Genomic DNA, 19,159 nt, shown 5'->3' with positions numbered 1-19,159 from the left:
ATGACCGCCAACGAGCGCAGCCCGGGCCGGGTGCTCATCATCGTCGCGCCCGGCGAACAACCGATGTTCACCCGGATGAACCTGCCACCGTTCGGTACCGGGATCGTCACCGCCAGCCTGCGTCAGGCCGGGTACGAGGTGGACCTCAACGACCTCAACTCCGACCTGTTGCGGATGTGGCGGGCCGAGGAGTTCACGAAGGCCGACCTCCGGCCGTTCTACGATGAGCGGACGTTCCTCGACTACGCCAACGGCGGCGAGAACGAGTTCCTGGACACCTTCGCCGGCCGGATGCTGGAGGGCAAGGACATCGCCGCCGCCGACGTGGTCGGCGTCTCCGCCGGCGGAGACTTCTCGTTCCTGGAGATGAACTCGGCGCTCGTGCTGGCCGCGCACATCAAGCGGCACTACGGCAAGCCGGTGGTGCTGGGCGGCAACAACCTGGACTACCTGATGCAGTTCAAGGACGCCTTCCACGGCTGGTGGTCGACCTGCATCTCGCAGTTCACCGCGGTGACCGGTCCCGGCGAGGACGTGTTCGTCGACATCATCGAGGGGCTGCTGGCCAACCGGCGCCAGCTGCTGCCGGTGGTGCGGCCCGGCGTCGCCCGGCTGATGGGCAACTCGGTGCTGCGCTCGCCCGACGCCGTGCACCGGATCATCGCGCCGGACTTCGACGGGCTGAAGCTCGACGACTACCACAACTTCGTCCGCTCGCGGCCCGAGGCGAGCCCGCGCAAGCAGGCCACCGACGAGCAGTGGAACCGGATGCAGCTCTACCAGTTCCCCGCCTACCTCAGCTGGATGGCCAACGACGCCAACGCCCAGAACGTGGGCAACGGGGCCGTCGGCAAGCTCGTCATGCCGTACGTCTTCAACTACAACTGCCCGTACAACTGCGCGTTCTGCACCGAGAGCCTGGACCGCAACAAGCTGGTGCACGCCACCGTCGACGACATCATCAGCGACATGGTGGGGCTGACGGAGAAGTACGACACCCCGTACCTGTACCTGTTCAACAACTACTTCAACCTGGTGAACGGGTTCGTCGAGGAGTTCTCCAGCCGGGTGGTCCTGAATGGGGTCAACCTGAACTGGTCGGACTGCGCGCGGTTCAACAGCCTCACCTACGAGCGGCTGGAGATGCTCGCGGAGTCCGGGTGCCGCAAGCTGACGTTCGGCCTGGAGACCGCCAGCACCAAGATGCTGAAGATCATCGACAAGCGGGTGAAGCTCAACGAGGCCGAGCGGGTGCTGCGCTGGTGCAAGGAGATCGGCATCTGGGCGGACCTGGAGATCATCACCGGCATGCCGCACGAGGACGAGGCGAACTTCGCCGAGACCACGGCCTTCCTGGAGCGCAACGCCGAGTACATCAACTACTTCAACGTCAACCGGTACTTCGTCGCGCCCAAGTCCCTGATGGGGGCCAAGCCGGAGGCGTACGGGATGAAGCTGCGCAAGTTCCCCGACGCCAGCCAGCGCCTGCTCGACGCCAACTACCGCTGGCTCGTCAAGGATCTCGACATGTCCTACAAGCCGCAGAACTTCCGGGTGTACGAGTTCGACGAGATCGACGGGCGCACCGCCGAGCAGCTGTACGACGACATCGGCCCGAAGATCGCCAAGTTGAACGGCATCCAGAGCAACGACTTCCAGGACGCCTGGCACGTGCTGAGCATGCGCCAGAACCGTCCTGGGCCGGCCCCGGCCCGGATGAGCAACGAGACCATGTCCGTCTCCTAAGGAGCGATAGATGACCACCGCCGAAAGCAGCCCGAGCGAGACCGGGCAGAACCAGATCAAGGACGTGCTGGAGCGGGCGATCACCGACCCAGCGTTCGGCCGGCAACTGCTCGACGACCCGGACACGGCACTCGACGGGTACGAGCTCAGCGAGGTGCAGCTGCTGCTCGTACGCAGCCTCGACGAGGAGGACCTGGCGAAACTCACGCCGGAGAACCTGGAGGAGTACTTCGCGGTGGACTCGGCGGTGTACACGCCGGAGGACGCGGCCATGGTGCAGCAGGGCTACGAAATCTACGACGCGGACGATCTAGAAGGATAGCGAGGTCGCCACACCATGAAGGCACTCAGTATCCACCTCACCGACGTGTGCAACAGCAAGTGCACCTTCTGCATCGTCGACTCGCCGCACATCAAGCAGGACTCGATCATGCGCCGGCGCGTGTCGCGGTTCCTGAACGAGAACGCGGGCCAGGACTACGAGGCGGTGAACCTGCACGGCGGCGAGGCCACCATCCGCAAGGACTTCCTGGACATCCTCGACGAGATCCGCGACCTGGGCTACCCGACGGTGTTCCTGCAGACCAACGCGCGCAAGCTCGCCCGGATGGACTACGCCCGGACGGTGGTGGAGAAGGGCGTCAGCCTGTTCGTGGTGTCGATGCACGGTGCCACCGCGGAGACCCAGGACGGGATCAGTCTCGCCAAGGGCTCCTTCGACCAGGCGGTGCAGGGCATCCGGAACGTGGTCGAGCTGGGCGCCACGGTCCGGACCAACTCGGTGGTCTGCAAGGACAACTTCGCCGAGCTGCCCGAGATCGTGGACCTGTGCCTGGACCTGGGCGCCGACATGGTCAACATCTCGGCGCTGCACACCGACGGCACGGCGCTGCGCAACTTCTGGGAGGTCACGCCGCGCTACGACGAGATCCAGCCGTACGTGCTGGAGGCGTGCGCGCGGGCCGTCCGCCGCGACGCCCGGCTCCTGATGGAGGGCTTCCCGTACTGCGCCGTGCCCGGCTACGAGAAGTACCTCGTGGACTGGGAGGACAACAAGTTCAAGGTCCTATACCGCACCTTCGTCATGGAGGACTACGAGGATCACATGGACGACTTCACCCGGGTCAAGGACGACCGGTGCGGCGGCTGCGTGTTCAACGACGTCTGCGGCGGGGTGTACAAGGAGTACGCCGAGCGGATCGGCTGGGACGAGTTCCACCCGGTGACCGAGCTGCCCGTCACCGCGTCCACGACGGCGGTCTGACATGCTGCCCGTCACCCGCGCCGACGACGAGCTGTTCAGCACCGTGATGGCCGCCGCCCGGCTCGGTCGCGCCCACAAGATCGTCGCCAAGCTCAGCGAGCGCTACGGGCAGGACTGGGGCGACCCACTGGCCGGGTACCCGTACGCGCTGGCCATGGTCGCCCTGATGCAGGTCGAGCTGACCAGCTCCGGCCTCGACGAGCAGCAGGCGGTCGCGAACTACAGCGAGATCATCGAGTCGCTCGGCGACCTGCTCTACGGGGTCCCCGAGCACTGGCTGGGCCGCTACCTGCGGATCCGGATGCGCACCATGATGATGCCGCCGGAGCACGCCGAGTACCCGCGCTTCGTCGTCGAGGAGCGGGGCCGCGCGGCCAAGGACGCCGACGAGCTGATCGCCCGGCAGGCCGAGGCCGACTGGCAGCCGTGGTTCGCCGCCACGTACCTGCTGGCCGCCCGGCTGCTGTGGGAGTCAGACGACCGCGACCTCGGCCGGATCGGCGAACTGGTCGCCGCCGCGGCTGCCCGGCCGGGCGGCCCGATCGGGTTCCGGGCTCTGGGCGGGCTGCTCCGCGAGCCGTTCCTCTGGTACCTGGCCCAGCCGGGGCTGCCCGACCACGACAAGGTCGCCCGGATCATGGCCGACCTGTTCCCCGGGGCGTGAGACAGATGCGCCGGACCGTGCTGTTCATCGTCACCAGCTTCTGGGCGTACGGCGAGTTGGCGATCGCCATCGAGTTCGCCCGCGGGATGGCCGGCACCGAGTTTCGGCCGCTGTTCCTCATCCCGCCCAGCCACCGGAAGCTGATCGCGCACGAGGGCCTGGAACACCAGGTGCTGGTGCCCGGGTCCGGCAAGATCAATCGGATTCTGCTGCACGAGATCCAGCACCTGCACGCACCGGCGATGGTGGTGCTCGCCGACTTCCTGAACTTCGACTTCTGCGACCGGCACTACGGCCTGCGCCGGGCCGACCTGGACATCTTCGAGTGCCCGCTCGGCACGTTCGACGACTTCGCCTGGGGTCGGCCCGGCGCGTGGCTGGACACCTACGGGTTCACGGCGAAGTACGAGGGCGACATCACCCTCGACGGACTGACGTTCCGGCTCCGGCCGTGCCCGCTGAACAACCCCCTGGACGAGACCGCCGGCCCGGACGTGCACCCCTACTCGCTGCTCGACAGCGTCGAGGACACGCCCGCCACCGAGCGCGACGCCGTGCGCGGCGAACTCGGCCTGCGCGGGGACCGCCCGGTGGTGCTGGTGGCCGGCGCCTCCTGGCAACGGCTGCACGGCGCCTACCCCCGGGTGACGCCGTTCGTCGAGGCCTGCCACGCCATGCTGGAACGGCTGCTGACCCGGGTGCTCGAGCACGCCGACGTCGTCGCGGTCGGCCCGCGGCTGGTGTTCACCGACACCTCCCCCGAGGGCTTCCACCATCTCGGCCCGGTCGAGCCGGAACGGTTCCGCCGACTGACCCAGGCCGTCGACGTGCACCTGGGCAACAACATCGTGTCGGTCAGCCTGCACCGCCTCGCGCTGGGCGGCATCCCGTCGGTCGTCCTGATGAACTCGTTGCACAAGCACGACGGCCAGGCGCGCTGGGAGACGCCGGACCCGCCGGCGCTTTCCGGGTACGCCCGGCGGGTGGTGGACGACACCGCCGAGCTGTACCCGTACCGGATGTTCCCGGTCGGCTGGTTCCATTTCCTCACGTCGCTGCTGGACGGCAACCCGTTCGCCGACATGGTCTCCCAGGTCGAGATGTTCGACGAGGAGGCCGCGCTCGCCACGGTCGTCCCCCTGCTGTCCGCCGGTCCCGAACGCGACCGGCTGGCCGAGTCCCGCCATACCTACCTCACCGCGCTGCGCAAGTTGGGCGGCGTCGACACGATCCTGCGACAGGTGGCCGCGTTATGAGACTGCTGTTCCTCGCCCCCAGTCAGCTGTCGAAGGGGGACGCCGCCGTCGCCGCCGACCTCGCGCGGCAGATCCCCCGCAAGCGGCTCCAGGTCGGGTTCGTGGCCGCCGCCGAGGCGATGCCACAGCTGCACGACCTGGGGATGCCGACCCTGCCGTTGAACGGCTCCACCCCGGCGGAGAACCAGGCCATCCTCGACCGGGTGGTCCGCGGCTTCCGCCCGGACTGCCTGATCGCGGCCGACGCGTTCGCCGTCGACCAGTCCAGCGACTGGTCCGGGCTGACACTCGACGGGCTGCGGGAGCGCTACGACTGCCCGGTCGGGAGCATCGACCGGGTCGGCTGGCAGGCGACCGACTACACGGCCGACCTGTACGGCGGGGACCGGGTGCAGATGCCCCGCCTGCTCGACGGCGTCGACCTCGTGATCCGGCCCTGCCCGCCGCACGCGCCCACTGGGGAACACGCCGAGGCGGGGCGGCCGACGGTCGTGTACGCGGGACTGCACCGGGGCGGACTCAAGGAAGGGGGGCTGCGGCCAGTGGACATCGAGGTGCCGGCTACCGGGGCCGAACGCAAGCCGGTCGTCTTCATCGCCAACTCCGAATGGGAGTACCGCAACCCGCGGGAGTCGGCGCGGGTGGCGCAGCTGATCGAAGCCCTGCCGGGCATCCTGCACAGTCACCTGGCCGCACTGGGCCGCCCGCTGCACGTCGTGCACGTGGGCCCCGAGGCGTGGCAGATGCCGATCGCCGAACACATCGAGTACCGGCACTTCACCCGGCTGCCCTACCCGATGTTCCACGCCCGGCTGTCGGCCGCGGACCTGTTCGTCACCACCAACGTGCTGTCGGCGACGCTGGGCCGCGCGGTGCTGGCCGGGGTGCCGGCACTGGTGTTGCAGAACCGGACGACGGTCGAGGAACAGGCCGCCCCCGAGTGGCTGGCCACGGCCGCGCCGCGGTTGCAGTCGGCGCACCCGTTCCGGGTGGCGCCGCTGGGCTGGTACGACCTGCTGGATCCGCTGCTGACGACCAGCCCCTACCAGGGCTGCTTCGCCACGGGCGAGATCTTCGACCGCGACGACGTCCTGCAGCGGATGTCGGCCCTGCTCGACGACAGCGCCGGGCAACGCCAGCGGCAGGCCGACTTCCACGAGAGCCTGGCCGACCTGCCGCCGCCACTGGAGGCGTTGCGGGCGGCGGTGGCGCGATGACGGCACCCGAGCCCCTGCTGCCGGCCCGCCGCCGGGTCGACCCGGACGAGCCGCGCCGCTACCACATGACCATGCGCAGCGACTTCCTGACCCCGCGCGGAAAACCGTACAAGTGGCAGGAGGTGACCGCGGAGGTGCACCGGTCGGTGCGCGGCAGCGCGACCCCCACCGTGGTCCCGGTCCGCTACGAGTGGCAGCGGGTGTCCTCGCGGACCGGCACGCCCGCCGAGGCCACGGCCCCTCGGGAGTGGACGTTCGCCCGGGGCCAGGGGTTCGACTCGGTGCTGCTGCACACCGACGTCGCCGGCCGTCCGGCCCAGCGGGGCCCGGCCGCGGCGAACGTGGACGTCAGCTATCCGGCGCTGCCCAAGGCGCCGGCGGTCGACATGCTCCTCGTCCTGAGCTGGGACGTGATCACGTTCGAGATGATGTGTACCCATCTGATGAAGAACCGGGCGCTGAGCCGGGTCGGCGGCACGGGCGAGCTGCACGGGATCTCCGGCACGTGGGCGGAGCTGAAGTTCTCCGACCCGGGCGCGGTCGGGGTGTTCCGCAACGCCACGTTCACGGCCCGGCACCTGGGGTACGGCCAGATCGGTGGCCGCCCGGTGGCCGTGCACGCCGCGGAGTGCCTGGACTGCGAGCTGACCGTCACGACCGGCCCGGTGGCCCAACGCGGGCGCTCCTCCTACTGGGTGGTGACGCACGTCGACGTCGAGACCGGGGACCTGCTGCACGCCGAGATGACCGAGATGATCGTGGCGACGGTGACCGGCGCCGACGGCGCGCAGGTCCCGGTGCCCAAGCGCCGCCGCGTGCGGATGAGCATCGAGGCGCAGGCGGGCCCGGGCGACGCCGCGGCGGGCACGGCCGGGCACGCCGACCCGGTCGCGCTGGCCGAGGCCGTGCGGATGGCCGAACGAGTGTCGGAGTACGTCCGCTGGCAGACCGCCTCGTTGGAGAAGCTGCCCCAGGGCGCCGCCCAACTGGCGGTCATGGGGTTCCGCAGCACCGTCGGGGCGGACTCGGCCGGCGTCTACCGGCAGGTGCGCGCGCTGCGCACCGGTCTGCAGGCCATGGCCGACGGCGAGGAGGGAGCGGCGGGACGGGTCGGAGTGGCCCTGGCGGAGCACCGCCGCCACCTGGAGGGACTGCTCGCGTTCGGGCAGATCGCCGTGGACGAGGCCACCCGACTCGGTGTGCAGGACGAGCCGCGGCGCAAGGCGCTCAGCGGGTACATCGGCGCGGTGCGGGCCGACCTCATCACGCTGCTCAAGCTGATCGATCGACTGGAGGGAAGAACATGAAAGCCCTGAGCGTGCACCTGACCGACATCTGCAACAGCAAATGCTCGTTCTGCATCGTCGACTCGCCGTTCGTGAAGGAGGACTCGATCTCCCGCAAGCGGGTCTCCCGGTTCCTGAAGGAGAACGCGGACAAGGGCTACGAGGCGGTCAATATCCACGGCGGCGAGGCCACGATCCGCAAGGACCTGATGGAGATCCTCGACGAGATCCGCGACCTCGGGTACCCGACGGTGTACCTGCAGACCAACGGCCGCAAGATGGCCCACATGAAGTACACCCAGGAGCTGGTGGACAAGGGTGTCGCCCTGTTCATCGTGTCGATGCACGGCGCGACCTCGCTCACCCAGGACCGGATCAGCAAGTCGCTGGGCTCGTTCGACCAGGCGGTCCGGGGGCTGCGCAACATCAAGGAGACCGGCGCGAAGATCCGGACGAACTCGGTGGTGTGCAAGGACAACTTCACCGAGATCCCCGACATCGCGACGCTGTGCATGGACCTGGGCGCCGACCACGTCAACATCTCGGCGCTGCACACCGCCGGCACCGCGTTCCGGAACTTCTGGGAGGTGACGCCGCGCTACGACGAGATCCAGCCGTACGTGTTCGAGGCCGTCGACCGGGCGGTGGCCCGCGACCAGGTCATCACGCTGGAGGGCTTCCCGTTCTGCGCGATCCCCGGCTACGACAAGTACATGATCAACTGGCGTGAGAACCAGTTCAAGATGCTGTACCGCACCTGGCTGTTCGACGACTACGAGGGTTACATGGACGCCAACACCCGGGTCAAGGACGAGCGCTGCGGCGGCTGCGCGCACAACGACACCTGCGGTGGGGTGTACAAGGAGTACGCCGAGATGATCGGCTGGGACGAGTTCCACCCGGTCCTGCCGATCACGGCGGTCTAGCCGATGCGTCTGATCACGCGGGCCGACGACGAGCTCTACGGCCTGGTGAGCGTGGCGGCGAAGCTGGGCCGGGCGGACAAGGTGCTTGACCGGCTCGGCGAGGCCCGCCTGGCCAGCCCCGACGACCCGGAGGCCGCCTTCGCCCACGCGCTGGCCCGGATGGCGACGCTGCCGAGCATCCAGGTCGGCTTCGAGGCCCATGCCGAGTTCACCGAGGTGATCGACGCGTTCGGCCAGGTACTCGACCGGGAACCGCGGCACTGGCTCGCCCGTTACGGGCGGGCCCGGCTGCGGGCCCTGATCCCGAGCAGCTACGGCGCCTTCACCGTCCAGGTCTCCAGCGAACTGACCCACGCGGCCGGCGACCTCGACCTGCTCCGCGAACACCAGGCGGGCGTGGCCAGCCAGCCCTACTTCGCGAGCTGTCACGCCCTGGCGGTGGTCGTCGACCAGCTGTCCGGCCGCCTGCCGGACCTGTCCGCGCTGCGCGCGTGCGCACCGGTGCCCGTCGGACTGCCGGCGCTGGGCGCGATCCTGTGCGAGCCGCTGGTCACCCTGCACGCCGCCGGCGTGGGTCCGGAGGTGGGCGAGCTGTTGCGGGGGCTCTACGGCGACCAGCCCGCCGTGGCCAGGGTGGGGGCCGGGGCGTGAAGCGGATCCTCTTCTTCGGGCTCGGCCACCTGTCCAACGGGGACATCAGCATCGCCGCGGACTTCGCCCGGCAACTGCCGGCGGGGGAGTACGAGGTCGGGTTCGTCACCGCGCCGTCGGCCGCGACGTACGTGCGCGAACTCGGGCTCACCGCGTACCCCCTCGGGGATGTCCCCGAAAACAACCTGGAGCTGACCGACCAGCTGGTGGCGGACTTCCGCCCCGACCTGCTCGTCGCCGCCGACGCGTTCACCCTGGACTACTCGACGGGATGGTCGGGGCTGAGCATGAGCGTGCTCCGGCACCGCTACGCCACCCCGCTGGCGAGTTTCGACCAGTACGACTATCCGGCGGCCGACTACATGGTCGACTTCTACTCCGGCCACCGGGCCCGGTTCCCCCGGCTGTTGACGAAGTGCGACCTGCTGATCCGCAACAGCCCGCTGAACCGCCCGGCGCCCGGCGAACCCGGGGTCCTGGTGACCCCGATGGCGTGCCGGGACTGGTCGCCGATGCCCCTGCGCCGGGCCCGGCCGGACAAGCCGCCGACGGTCCTCCTGGTGAACTCCCGCTGGGAGGACGTCAACGTCGTGCGGTCCCCGCCGATGTCGGAACTGATGACGGCGATGCCGCGGATCATCCACAGCCATCTGGCGGCTCTGGGCCGACCCGTGCGGGTGGTGCACGTGGGGCCGCGCCGCTGGGCGTTCCCGATCGCGGAGTCCATCGACTACCGGCACGTGGAACGGTTGTCCCCGCCGGAGTTCCACGCCCGGCTGGCCGGCGCCGACCTGTTCCTCACCGGGAACGTGGTGTCGGTGACCCTGACCCAGGCGGTGTACTCCGGCGTGCCGTCCCTGGTGCTGCAGAACCCCAAGACCCTCGACGTCGGACGCCTGATCCGCGACGGATCGGCCCCCGCGTGGCTGGCCGACGCCGCGCCGGCCCTGTCCGTCGCCTACCCGTTCCGGGTCTTCCCGTGGGGCTGGTACGAGTTCCTCGCACCGGTACTGACCGACAACCCCTACGTGGACTGCTTCCACACCGCCGGCATGTTCGAACGCCGCCGGGTACAGGAGTCCCTCGGCGCCCTGCTGGACGACGCGACGAGCCGCGGTGTCCTCCGCGACCGCCAGGACACGCTGCGGCACCGCCTCGCCCAGCTCCCGCCGCCCGGCGAGGCCCTCGGTGCCGCACTGTCCGCCCTCTAGGTCACTCCGGGGCGGGCTCCGCCCGCGGGGGCACGGTCAGACGATGCTGGAGGAGGGGATCCCCGCGCAGAATCGCCAGATGTAGGTGGCGCAGCTCGATCGACGGCTCCAGGCCCAGCTCGGAGTCGAGCCGCTGCCTGGTCCGGGCGTAGACGGCCAGGGCCTCCACGGCCTGCCCGTCGCGGTACAGCGCGAACATCAACAGCTCCGTGAACCGCTGCCGGAACGGGTGCCGGGCCGCCATGTCGATGAGCTCGGCGATCAGCCTGCCGTCGTGGCCGAGCTGCAACTCGGCGACGAACCGCTCCTCGAAGGCGGACAGCCGCGCCTCGTCCAGGCCTCGGCACAGCTCGTCGTGGACGTTCTCGGTCGCGACGTCCGCCAGCGCCGGACCGCGCCACAGATCCAGCGCCTCGCGCAGCAGCCGCACCTTCTCCTGCGCGTCGGTGCTCCGCCTGGCCCGCTCCAGCAGCACCCAGAACCGGTGCTCGTCGATGCGCTCGGGATCGCAGGTGAGCATGTACCCGGGGCCGTGCCGGACCACGGCGGCCTCGGCCGGCCGGGACGTCCCGTTGTGCCTGGCGTGCGACAGCGTCGTGCGCAGCCGGCTCAGGTGGGCCTGCACGATGCGGCGGGAGCTGGTCGGCGGGCTCTGCGGCCATAGCAGATCCACCAGTCGTTCGAGTGGGACGAGTCGATTGGGTTCCAGGAGGAGAACGGCCAGCACGAGGCGCTGTTTACTGTCGCCGAGCTCCAACGGATGGCCGTCGACGTGCGCCCGCACCGGACCGAGAACCTGGAACTCGATTGTGCTGTCCACAGTAGAACTCTGGCAGTGAATCTCCCGGGCGGCAATGGCTGGACGGTAAGAATTGGAGGCGACCTCATATTGACGGTCTTGATCTGTTAACGGGACCCGTACCGCATCTGACGGGTGGGGGAACTGGCCGGACGGGTGCGCGAAACTCGGGCCTTCCGGCGTGAAGTCCCAGGTCGGCGTCGTGGGTCAGCGGAGATCAACCGATGACCGGCCATACTACACCCCAGCGTATCCGAGCTCGCACTAAGGACAATTCATCTCTCAGCGCTCGCGTGAACCGTGCCGCGGCGTGACATTGGATGAGTTCGGAAGAATGCGGCTGGACGCGTCCGCAATTCATCGGGAAAGGCGATCCGGTTGTGACATCGCGGTGATAGAGGCCAAAGAAAGCCATGGACCCGGAGTTCGTCACTCTGAGTTTTTCCGGTCCCGACTGGCCCGCATGGCGGAGCGGGCGTACATCTGCGAGACGCAGCGGTGGGCGTCGGCCACCGGGCGCGACCACATGCCCGGTGACGGCACGAGGTTGTTGTAGAACGTCACCCCCTCGCACAGCGGCCCGAGGAACCACAGCCGCCGGTCGACCCGGCCCGTCGCGTCGACCGGGTGCATGTCGCGGTCGAGGTCGATGCCGCGCACCTCGCGGCTGGCCGGCCGGTGCCGGCGGATCCAGCCCTTCTCCCGCAGTGACCGCAGCAGGGGACTGGTGGTGGACTCGACCCCGGGCGGCCGGACGTGCGCGGAGACCAGCCAGTCCACCGTTCGCGCGTGCGGCACCGCGAGGCGGGTCGACGCGATCGTCCAGCCATCGGTCGACCTGGTCACCGAAGGGGCGGGCCCGAATGGGACGGCGGCGATCCCGGCCGCGATCAGGGCGAGGAGTTCCGTGTGCCGTTCGTACTGCGGGCCGACGACCGCCCGGTTGACGGCGGGCACCGTGTGCCGGGTGAACGTGTCGAGGGATTCGGCGGTGAGGCCACCGAAGTCCACGGCGTGCCGGAAGGTGTCCCGGCCGAGGCGCAGGACGTCGAGCGCAGCCTTCACCGGGCTGCCGGCGAAGCCCAGCACCCCTTCGGCGAGATCGCGGCGGACGGTCTCCGTGAGCCACTTCTGGTAGGCGACGGCGTCGTCGAGGAGCATGCCCTCGGTGCCGTCGAGCAGGGCGCGCGGGTCGAACGGGCCGTGCCGGGCGTCGAGGTCGTCGAGCACCGCAAGCAGAGCGTCGATGGTGCGGACCACCGCGCCGGGCGAGCCGACATCCGCGTCGGGCGCACGGAGGCCCGCGCCGGGGCCGCCGCGTCCGGTGTCGGGCACGCCGAGGAGGGCGGCCGGTGGTTCCCTGCCGGCCAGGTCCGCCTCACGCCGCCGGTAGGCGACCCGCATCTCCGTGAGGATCAGCGGCAGCACGTCCCGGTCGAAGTCGAGAACGCCGCGCCGGGCCCGGACCGCGTCGACCGCCGCCGCAGTGAACACGCGGGGCGCACGCACCGGGCCGAACTCCACGACCCGGGGCCGGGCCCGGCAAGGGACACCGGACCGCGAGTACATGAAGAGGAAGGGCTCCTCGCCGCTCGGGACGTAGGTCAGGGAGTCGCCGTCGCCGGTGTAGCGCCCACCGCGCCCCACGGTCAGTCCAGACACCACGTCGAACGCCGACAGCCCGAACCCGCCGACCGCGACACTGTCCCCGGCCCCGATCCCCGCGAGCCGGCCCGGCAGCGGATACGGCTCGGTCACCGCCCGGTCGGACTCCGCGACCTCGTCGCCGGTGTACCCGGTGGTGACGAACGCGTGCCGCACCCGCACGGCCGAACCGTCCGACAGCACCACGGCCAGGGTGCCGTCGGTCTCGGAGCGCAGGTCGACGGCGGTCGCCCGATGCGGGGTGACCGTCACGTGCCCGGGGACCCGACGCAGGATCTCGGTCAGGAACCACGACAGGTACTCGCCCAGCAGCCGCCGGGGCAGGAAGTCCGTCGGCCGGATTGCCCGCCCGTGCGCCCCGACCGTGTACCCGTCGTCGGCGAGCCGCAGACCGCGCGCCGTCACCCACTCCCACAGGTTCGGGCCGGGGGCCGGCGCGGTGTCGCCGACCGTGCACGCGTCCGGGAACAGCGACACCTGGGCGCAGGTGGTGTTGAGGAGCAGGTAGTCGGGTTGGGTGACGTCGTGCACGCCGGCGCCGGTACACAGGGGATCGATCACCTCGACCCGCACCGGGCCCGCCTCCGGATCGGCGAGGGTGACGATCCGTTCGAGGACTCCGAGGCCGCGCGAGCCGAGGCCGATGACGGCGACCGTCACCGCGGCGGTCACGGCGTGATCCGGGGATCGAGGGCGCGCAGCCCCGCGTCCGCCGCCAGCGCCGCGGCGGGCCCGGTGGCGATCACGTAGCCGAGCCGGTCCTGGAAGGAGTGCCGCAGCACCAGGTCGCCGGGTTCGCGGAGCACCCCCACCTCGACCACGCCGGGCACGGCTCGGGCGGCGTCGACGCCCCCGATCCCGGTGAGCGTGCCCGCGCGCGCGGCGACCAGGAACCGGATCGAGGCGGGCCGGGCGCGGGAGGGGGCCGGGTCGGGGCGGCGACCGGCGACCCGGGCGACCACCTGCGCGATCATGTCGACCCCGCAGGACTCCTGGACCACGCGCGGGATCATGCCGCCGGCCAGTCGGGGGTTGACCTCGACGACGCACGGGCCACGCCGGGTGTGCCGCAGCTCCACGTGCGCCGGTCCCCAGCCCAGGCCCAGGGCGCGCAGCGCGGCGATCGCTGCGTCGGCGAGGGACGTGGTGAGCGGCTGGCCGACGGGGGCTGGGAAGTCGTGGCCGGTCTCGACGAAGTACGGGTGGGGGCCGAGGTGTTTGCGGGTCACGCCGACGACGTGCTCGTCGAGGGTCTCCACGGAGTACTCGGGCCCGTCGAGATACTCCTCCACGAGCACGGCCCCCTGGGGCGGCAGCCCGGGCAGGGCGCCGAGGACGGCCTCGGCGGCGGCGTGCACCTCGTCGGGGTCGGCGCACAGCCGTACCCCGATCGAGCCGGAGCCGGCGGCCGGCTTGACCACCACGGGACAGCCGATCGCACCCGCCACGGACACCGCCTCGTCCGAGGTGCGCGCGTCGCCGAACAGCGGGCCGGGGACGCCCTTGTCGCGCAGCGTCCGGCGCTGGGTGGGCTTGTCGCGGCAGTCCCGGACGGCGTCGGGGTCCGGGTGCGGCAGGTCGAGGTCGCGGGCCACCTCGGCGGCGGTCGCGACGAAGTACTCCGAACTGCTGGTCACGCCGATGATCCGGCCGCCGAGGGCCAGGCAGGCGGCGCGCACGGCCGCCGGGTCGGCGGTGTCCACCACCCGGTGATCGAGCCCGTCGGCGGCGACGTAGGGGTACCGGGCGGGGTCGCGGGCGAGCAGGACCGGGCGCGTCCCCAGGTCGCGGGCCGCGTGGGCGAACAGCCGGCCCGTGCCCGTCGTGTTGCTCTCCACCAGCACGAACCAGTCGGTCACGGGGCCTCCATGGTCAGTCGGTGGACCTCGGCGGCCAGTTCCGCCTCGGCGGCGCGGGCGGTGCCCCGCCGGTCGCACAGCCACTGCCGGTGTGCCTTCCAGGCCAGGGTCGCGGTCGCGTGCGGTCCGGTGAAGTCGCCGGGGCCGCCGCCGTGCGCGTGCTCGGCGACCAGGTCGGCGAGGTCCAGCCCGGTCAGGCCGGTGCCGTCGAGCCAGCCGGGTGGGCCGTACGCCGCCAGGTCGGTGGAGCCGGCGTCGACGGCCCGGCGGACGGCGTCGCCGACCCGGTGGTGCGCGGTCCGGAACGGCACCCCGGCCCGCACGAGCCGGTTGGCCACCGACGTGGCCGTCGTGAAGCCGGCCTCCGCCCGGGAACGGGTCCGGGCCTCGTCGGGCCGGGCCCCGCTGACGAGGACCTGGCTGAGCAGCACCGACTGTTCGACGGCCCGTAGCCCGTGCCATACGCTGGCCACGGCTTCGGTGCCGACCTCGATGGAGTTGGTGAACGGCGTCGTGGCCATGGTCGCCGCCGCCGCGGCCCACGCGCCGATCGCCTGGCCGGGCTTAGCCTTCACGTGTTCGAGGAGGAACGCGTTGCGTTTCTGCGGCATGGCCGAGCTGCCCCCGACGAGCCGGTCGGGAAAACCCACGAACCCGAATTCCTGGGTACTCCACAGCTGCAGGTCCGTCGCGAGCCTGCTGAGCACCACGGCCAGCCCGGCGGCGGCTCCGAGGAGGCGCAGCGGCACGTCCCGGCTGGCCACCGCGTCCAGGGCGTGCGGGGCGGCGGCGGAGAAGCCGAGCAGCCGGGCGGTGTGCGCGGGGTCGATCGGCAGGTCGGTGCCGGCGACGGCCCCGGCGCCCAGCGGGCAGGTCCGCAACCCCTCGGCGGCGGCGAACAGCGCGTCGAGTTCGCGGCCGACGGCGAGGGCGACCCCGAGCAGGTAGTGCCCGTAGGTCACGGGCATCGCGGCCTGGAAGTGGGTGTACACCGGCATCACGACCGCCCGGTGCGCCCTGGCCCGGTTCAGCAGGACCCCTTCGAGGCGGACGGCCTGCTCGCCGACGTCGAGCACCCAGTCCCGCAGCGCCAGGCTCGTGATCGTGGCCTTCAGGTCGTTGCGGGACCGTCCGGTGTGCAGTACCCCGCCGACGTCCGGGCCGAGGTGCTCGATCAGGTAGCCCTCGTACATCAGGAACAGGCCGCGGGGCGCCGGGCGGGTCAGGAGTGGGGCGTAGCCGGCGGCGGTCAGGTCGGCCATGCAGCGCAGCAGCGCGCCCGCGGCGCCGGGCGGGACCAGACCCCGGGCGGCGAGCATCGCGACGTGTGCCTGGTCGACCCGGATCATCGGGGGCATCTCGGCGGCGATGTCGGCGGGGGAGAGGTCGCCGTAGACGACGTGCCGGGTGCGGGGGCGCAACTGGCCCAGGTTGCGACCGGTGCTGGGTGGCGTCGGGGCGGTCACGCCGGGACCCCGGACATGACCTCCGCGTGGGTGCGCCGGCCCCAGGCGTAGCTCGTCCAGACGCCGTCGGCGCGGGTCGGGTCGTCGAGGGGCTCCGGGTCGGTCGGGGGCCCGGCGGTGTGGCCGGCGGCGGCGAGCCAGGCGTCGTCGTAGACCGTGTCCTGGTAGCGGTAGCCCTCGTCGGGGAACATCACGACGGTCAGCGCCCGCGGGTTCCGACGGGCCCACCAGTCCGCCACCAGGTACGCCGCCCCGCTCGTCGGCCCCATGAACAGCCCGTGCCGGCGGTGCAGCCGCCGGGTGGCCTGGTAGGCGGCCCCGGCCGAGGTCCAGTGCACGTCGTCGAACACGGTGTGGTCGAGGTTGGCCGGCATCAGGCCCATCCCGAGCCCGCGCAGCTCGCGGTGGCCGTCGGGGTGCCCGAACAGGATGCTGTGGTGGGTGTCGACGGCGATCGCGCGGCACTCCGGGACGACGGAGCGCAGGTACGTGGCGGTGCCGGTCATCGAGCCGCCGGAGCCGACCGGGCCGACGAGGCAGTCGACCTGGCCGAGGGACTCCAGGACCAGCTCGGACACCGCGGCGTAGGACCGCGGGTTGTCCGGGTTGGAGTACTGCTCGGGCCAGAAGCTCCCCGGGAGCCCGGCGCGGATCTCGTGCAACCGGTCGAGGCGCGCCGCCTGGTAGCCGCCCGGGGCGGCGCCCGCCGCGGCAGGTACCCGTTCGACGACGGCACCGAGGTCGGTGAGCCGGCGGTAGAGCCGCTCGTCGACCACCGGGTCGCTGACCAGGATCAACCGCCGGTCCAGGTGCACGGCCTGCATGGCCAGCGCCAGGCCGAATGTGCCGGACGTGGTCTCCACGATCGTCGCGTCGGCGGGCAGCCGGCCCTCGGCGAGCGCCCGACGGAGGATGTAGCGGGCCGGGATCATCTTCATCAGCGTGAAGCACGCCCCGTACAGGTTGGGGCCGAGCCGGACGAGCCGGGGCAGCTGGTAGGCCTCGGTGGCCTCCTCGTACCCGGTGCGGATGCTCAACAGGCCGTCCTCTCCTCGGCGGTGCCGCCCGGCGGGGCACCGATCACGGTCGTGAGGACCAGGCCCATGGCCTCGATCCGGGCCGAGCACCGCACCGCGGCGTCGGGCGCGTCGGGCGAGCGGGCGTCGAAGATCAGTCCGGCGACCGTCCCACTGTGGGCTATCTGGATTCCTGCGCCGCCGTGGGCCAGACACAGCTCGAGGAGGGCTTCCAGGTTGTCCTTGGGGAGGAACCGCTGGTTGATCCGCGCGCTGGCGGTGGCGACCCGGCCGAGCAGAGCCACGTCCTCGGTGGCCAGGGCGCGGCGCAGTGCCGCGAGCAGTACCCCGAAGAAGCCGATCTCGCGGTCGCCGTACTCGGCGGGCGGGAACCGGTCGGTGTCCACACTGTCCCCGGGCCGGGTGTCGCAGCCGACCACGAGCAGCGGCGGCAGCCGGTGCCCGAGGGTCTCGAGCACGACGCCGTCGCGGTGCGCGAACAGCACCACCCGGTCGTCGATCATGACGGGGTCCGAGGCGCACTCGGCGAGCACGGCGAGCCGGCCCAGCTCCTCCCGGGACAGGGTGACCCCGTGGTAGTCGGCGACGGCCCGGATGGCCGCCGTGACGTCGCTGGTGGAGGAGCCCATGCCGATGCCGACGGGTACGTCGCTGACGATCTCGATGTGCCCGCCCTTGGCGGCGCCCGGTCGACCGGCGAACTCGCGCAGCGCGAGGACCGCGGCCCGGCGCACCTTGGTCAGCCCGGGGGAGCCGACCACCCCCCAGTGGTTCTGGCTTGGCCGGAACACCGCCCGGGTGCCGCGGGTGGTCTGCGGCAGGGTGACGAGCGCGCGCCGGAGTCCGCCGGAAGCGTCGCGGAACATGCCCTGGAGTAGTTCCCCGTGATGCGCGGGCGCGTAACCCTTACCGATCCCGAATTCCGCTGACACCTTTGTCGAACGAAGCTCGTGGAGAGCGCGTTGCGTCATGAGAACCCTTCTTCCGGGAAACGCTTCCGGTGAATTCTCAGGCGACGGCTTTCCGGATCGTGAAGATCAGACTCTCGTGCTCGTGTTCGTATTCCCGATAGCCGGCGTGCGGTGGCTCCCACCAACTCGCCGTCTCGACGGATTCGGTGATCATGCCGACGGATTCGAGCAGCTCGTCGAGGTCGGAACGGTCGTAGAACCGGCAGTAGAAATCGAAATGGTCGATGTACTCCTTGGGTGCCACCTCGCGAATGTTCGGGTCACTCACCTGGCAGTCGTTCATGGTCCACATGTTCGCGACAATGGCGCCGCCGGGGCGCAGCACCCGGTGGAACTCGCGCAGGGCGGCGCCGGGGTCGGTGAGGTGTCCGAGCAGGTCCCAGGAGAAGATCCCGTCCACGGAGTCGGGCAGCAGCCCGGTGTCGAAGGCGTCGGTGCGCACGAACACCACCCGGTCGCGGACGCCGGCCCCGGCGGCGACCCGTTCGGCGATGGCCATCGCGTTCGCCGAGGTGTCGCCGGCCAGCAGGACCGGGGCTCCGGCGGCCAGGGGCGGCAGGTTGCGGCCGTCGCCGCAGGGCAGGTCGAGCACGACGGAGGCGCCGTGGCGGGCGAACAGCCGGGCGGCCTTCTCGGCGTGCGGGACCGGCGGGTCGCCCCACAGGTTGGCCTGGCCGCCGAGCCGGGTCGCGTCGTACGCCCCGTCCCACAGCGGAATCGCGGCAGCGTCGCGCGACGGAACTCCCTTGTTCACCATGCCCTCCAAAGATCACGTTGATCGCGGCCCCCGGGCTGAGTGAACAATAAGTCGGCGACTGTCCACAAGCAACCCTGCATTCCGGCTTTTGTTGATGGCCGGAGGGACCGCCCGGACCAAATCGGCCAAAACGAGAAGCACTGTCCAATGTAGCGGTGATCATTAGTGAAGAAGCTTCAATGGCGTTGATCAAGGTCAATGTCAATCAGTCGATACCGGACCGTTCCGCCACCATCTCTCCGGAGGACTTTTACGTTTGATCATTGATGAAGATCAACGCGTGACAGGGCGCAGTCATGCGTTATATCCTCCTGCCGCGTCACCTTGGAAATTCGCGCTGCCCCCTTCACGTCAACTCACTCTCCGTATCCGCGTCCGCGAGAT

At 70.8% G+C, this 19,159-nt stretch carries 17 protein-coding genes; 10 read left to right on the top strand and 7 right to left on the bottom strand.

What is annotated here, in order from left to right; all coding sequences use genetic code 11:
• Genes IW245_RS08855 through IW245_RS08810 form a run of 10 tightly spaced genes read left to right on the top strand, consistent with a single transcriptional unit; the run spans window position 1 to window position 10,221 of the window.
• Entirely contained in the window at window positions 1–1,746 is a 1,746-nt protein-coding gene (locus IW245_RS08855) for a B12-binding domain-containing radical SAM protein (RefSeq protein ID WP_197002699.1), read from the top strand.
• A 10-nt stretch (window positions 1,747–1,756) separates the two neighbouring features.
• Entirely contained in the window at window positions 1,757–2,068 is a 312-nt protein-coding gene (locus IW245_RS08850; protein WP_197002698.1) for an Os1348 family NHLP clan protein, read from the top strand.
• A 15-nt stretch (window positions 2,069–2,083) separates the two neighbouring features.
• Window positions 2,084–3,010 carry a radical SAM protein gene (locus tag IW245_RS08845; RefSeq protein ID WP_197002697.1) on the top strand — a complete coding sequence of 309 codons (927 nt, stop codon included), beginning with the start codon at window positions 2,084–2,086 and terminating at the stop codon, window positions 3,008–3,010.
• Between the two features lies 1 nt (window position 3,011).
• Window positions 3,012–3,674 (top strand): hypothetical protein, encoded by a 663-nt coding sequence (locus IW245_RS08840; RefSeq protein WP_197002696.1) that lies wholly within the window; start codon window positions 3,012–3,014, stop codon window positions 3,672–3,674.
• A 5-nt stretch (window positions 3,675–3,679) separates the two neighbouring features.
• Window positions 3,680–4,930, top strand: a complete 1,251-nt coding sequence (locus IW245_RS08835; protein ID WP_197002695.1) for a DUF6365 family protein — start codon at window positions 3,680–3,682, stop codon at window positions 4,928–4,930.
• Window positions 4,927–6,147, top strand: coding sequence for a DUF6365 family protein (locus tag IW245_RS08830; protein WP_197002694.1), 1,221 nt, complete (start codon window positions 4,927–4,929; stop codon window positions 6,145–6,147). Before IW245_RS08835 ends, IW245_RS08830 begins: the two co-directional genes overlap by 4 nt.
• Window positions 6,144–7,454: a hypothetical protein gene (locus IW245_RS08825; RefSeq protein WP_197002693.1), complete on the top strand. Its 1,311-nt coding sequence runs from the start codon at window positions 6,144–6,146 to the stop codon at window positions 7,452–7,454. Before IW245_RS08830 ends, IW245_RS08825 begins: the two co-directional genes overlap by 4 nt.
• Window positions 7,451–8,359 carry a radical SAM protein gene (locus IW245_RS08820; RefSeq protein WP_197002692.1) on the top strand — a complete coding sequence of 303 codons (909 nt, stop codon included), beginning with the start codon at window positions 7,451–7,453 and terminating at the stop codon, window positions 8,357–8,359. Before IW245_RS08825 ends, IW245_RS08820 begins: the two co-directional genes overlap by 4 nt.
• A 3-nt stretch (window positions 8,360–8,362) precedes the next feature.
• The gene (locus IW245_RS08815) at window positions 8,363–9,010 is read left to right on the top strand and encodes a hypothetical protein (protein WP_197002691.1); all 648 of its coding nucleotides are present in this window, start codon (window positions 8,363–8,365) and stop codon (window positions 9,008–9,010) included.
• Window positions 9,007–10,221 carry a DUF6365 family protein gene (locus IW245_RS08810; RefSeq protein ID WP_197002690.1) on the top strand — a complete coding sequence of 405 codons (1,215 nt, stop codon included), beginning with the start codon at window positions 9,007–9,009 and terminating at the stop codon, window positions 10,219–10,221. The genes IW245_RS08815 and IW245_RS08810 overlap by 4 nt, the downstream gene beginning before the upstream one ends.
• Before the next feature lies 1 nt (window position 10,222).
• Here IW245_RS08810 and IW245_RS08805 read toward each other — a convergent pair whose 3' ends face one another.
• The 7 genes from IW245_RS08805 to IW245_RS08775 form a co-directional block, all read right to left on the bottom strand.
• Window positions 10,223–11,041 carry an AfsR/SARP family transcriptional regulator gene (locus IW245_RS08805; RefSeq protein WP_197002689.1) on the bottom strand — a complete coding sequence of 273 codons (819 nt, stop codon included), beginning with the start codon at window positions 11,039–11,041 and terminating at the stop codon, window positions 10,223–10,225.
• A gap of 408 nt (window positions 11,042–11,449) precedes the next feature.
• Window positions 11,450–13,357, bottom strand: a complete 1,908-nt coding sequence (locus tag IW245_RS08800) for an FAD/NAD(P)-binding protein (RefSeq protein ID WP_197002688.1) — start codon at window positions 13,355–13,357, stop codon at window positions 11,450–11,452.
• Window positions 13,354–14,544, bottom strand: coding sequence for an ATP-grasp domain-containing protein (locus IW245_RS08795; RefSeq protein WP_197002687.1), 1,191 nt, complete (start codon window positions 14,542–14,544; stop codon window positions 13,354–13,356). The genes IW245_RS08800 and IW245_RS08795 overlap by 4 nt, the downstream gene beginning before the upstream one ends.
• Window positions 14,541–16,010, bottom strand: coding sequence for an argininosuccinate lyase (argH, locus tag IW245_RS08790; RefSeq protein WP_197002686.1), 1,470 nt, complete (start codon window positions 16,008–16,010; stop codon window positions 14,541–14,543). The genes IW245_RS08795 and argH overlap by 4 nt, the downstream gene beginning before the upstream one ends.
• The gene (locus IW245_RS08785; RefSeq protein ID WP_231398716.1) at window positions 16,007–17,047 is read right to left on the bottom strand and encodes a cysteine synthase family protein; all 1,041 of its coding nucleotides are present in this window, start codon (window positions 17,045–17,047) and stop codon (window positions 16,007–16,009) included. The genes argH and IW245_RS08785 overlap by 4 nt, the downstream gene beginning before the upstream one ends.
• A complete protein-coding gene (locus IW245_RS08780; protein WP_197002685.1) occupies window positions 17,044–18,018 on the bottom strand; it encodes a GHMP family kinase ATP-binding protein in 975 nt (324 codons plus the stop codon). The genes IW245_RS08785 and IW245_RS08780 overlap by 4 nt, the downstream gene beginning before the upstream one ends.
• A gap of 37 nt (window positions 18,019–18,055) precedes the next feature.
• The gene (locus IW245_RS08775) at window positions 18,056–18,772 is read right to left on the bottom strand and encodes a class I SAM-dependent methyltransferase (protein ID WP_197002684.1); all 717 of its coding nucleotides are present in this window, start codon (window positions 18,770–18,772) and stop codon (window positions 18,056–18,058) included.
• Between the last annotated feature and the right edge of the window lie 387 nt (window positions 18,773–19,159).

This window comes from Longispora fulva (genome assembly GCF_015751905.1).
Lineage (GTDB): Bacteria > Actinomycetota > Actinomycetes > Mycobacteriales > Micromonosporaceae > Longispora > Longispora fulva.
This window is presented reverse-complemented; position numbering and strand designations above follow the sequence as displayed.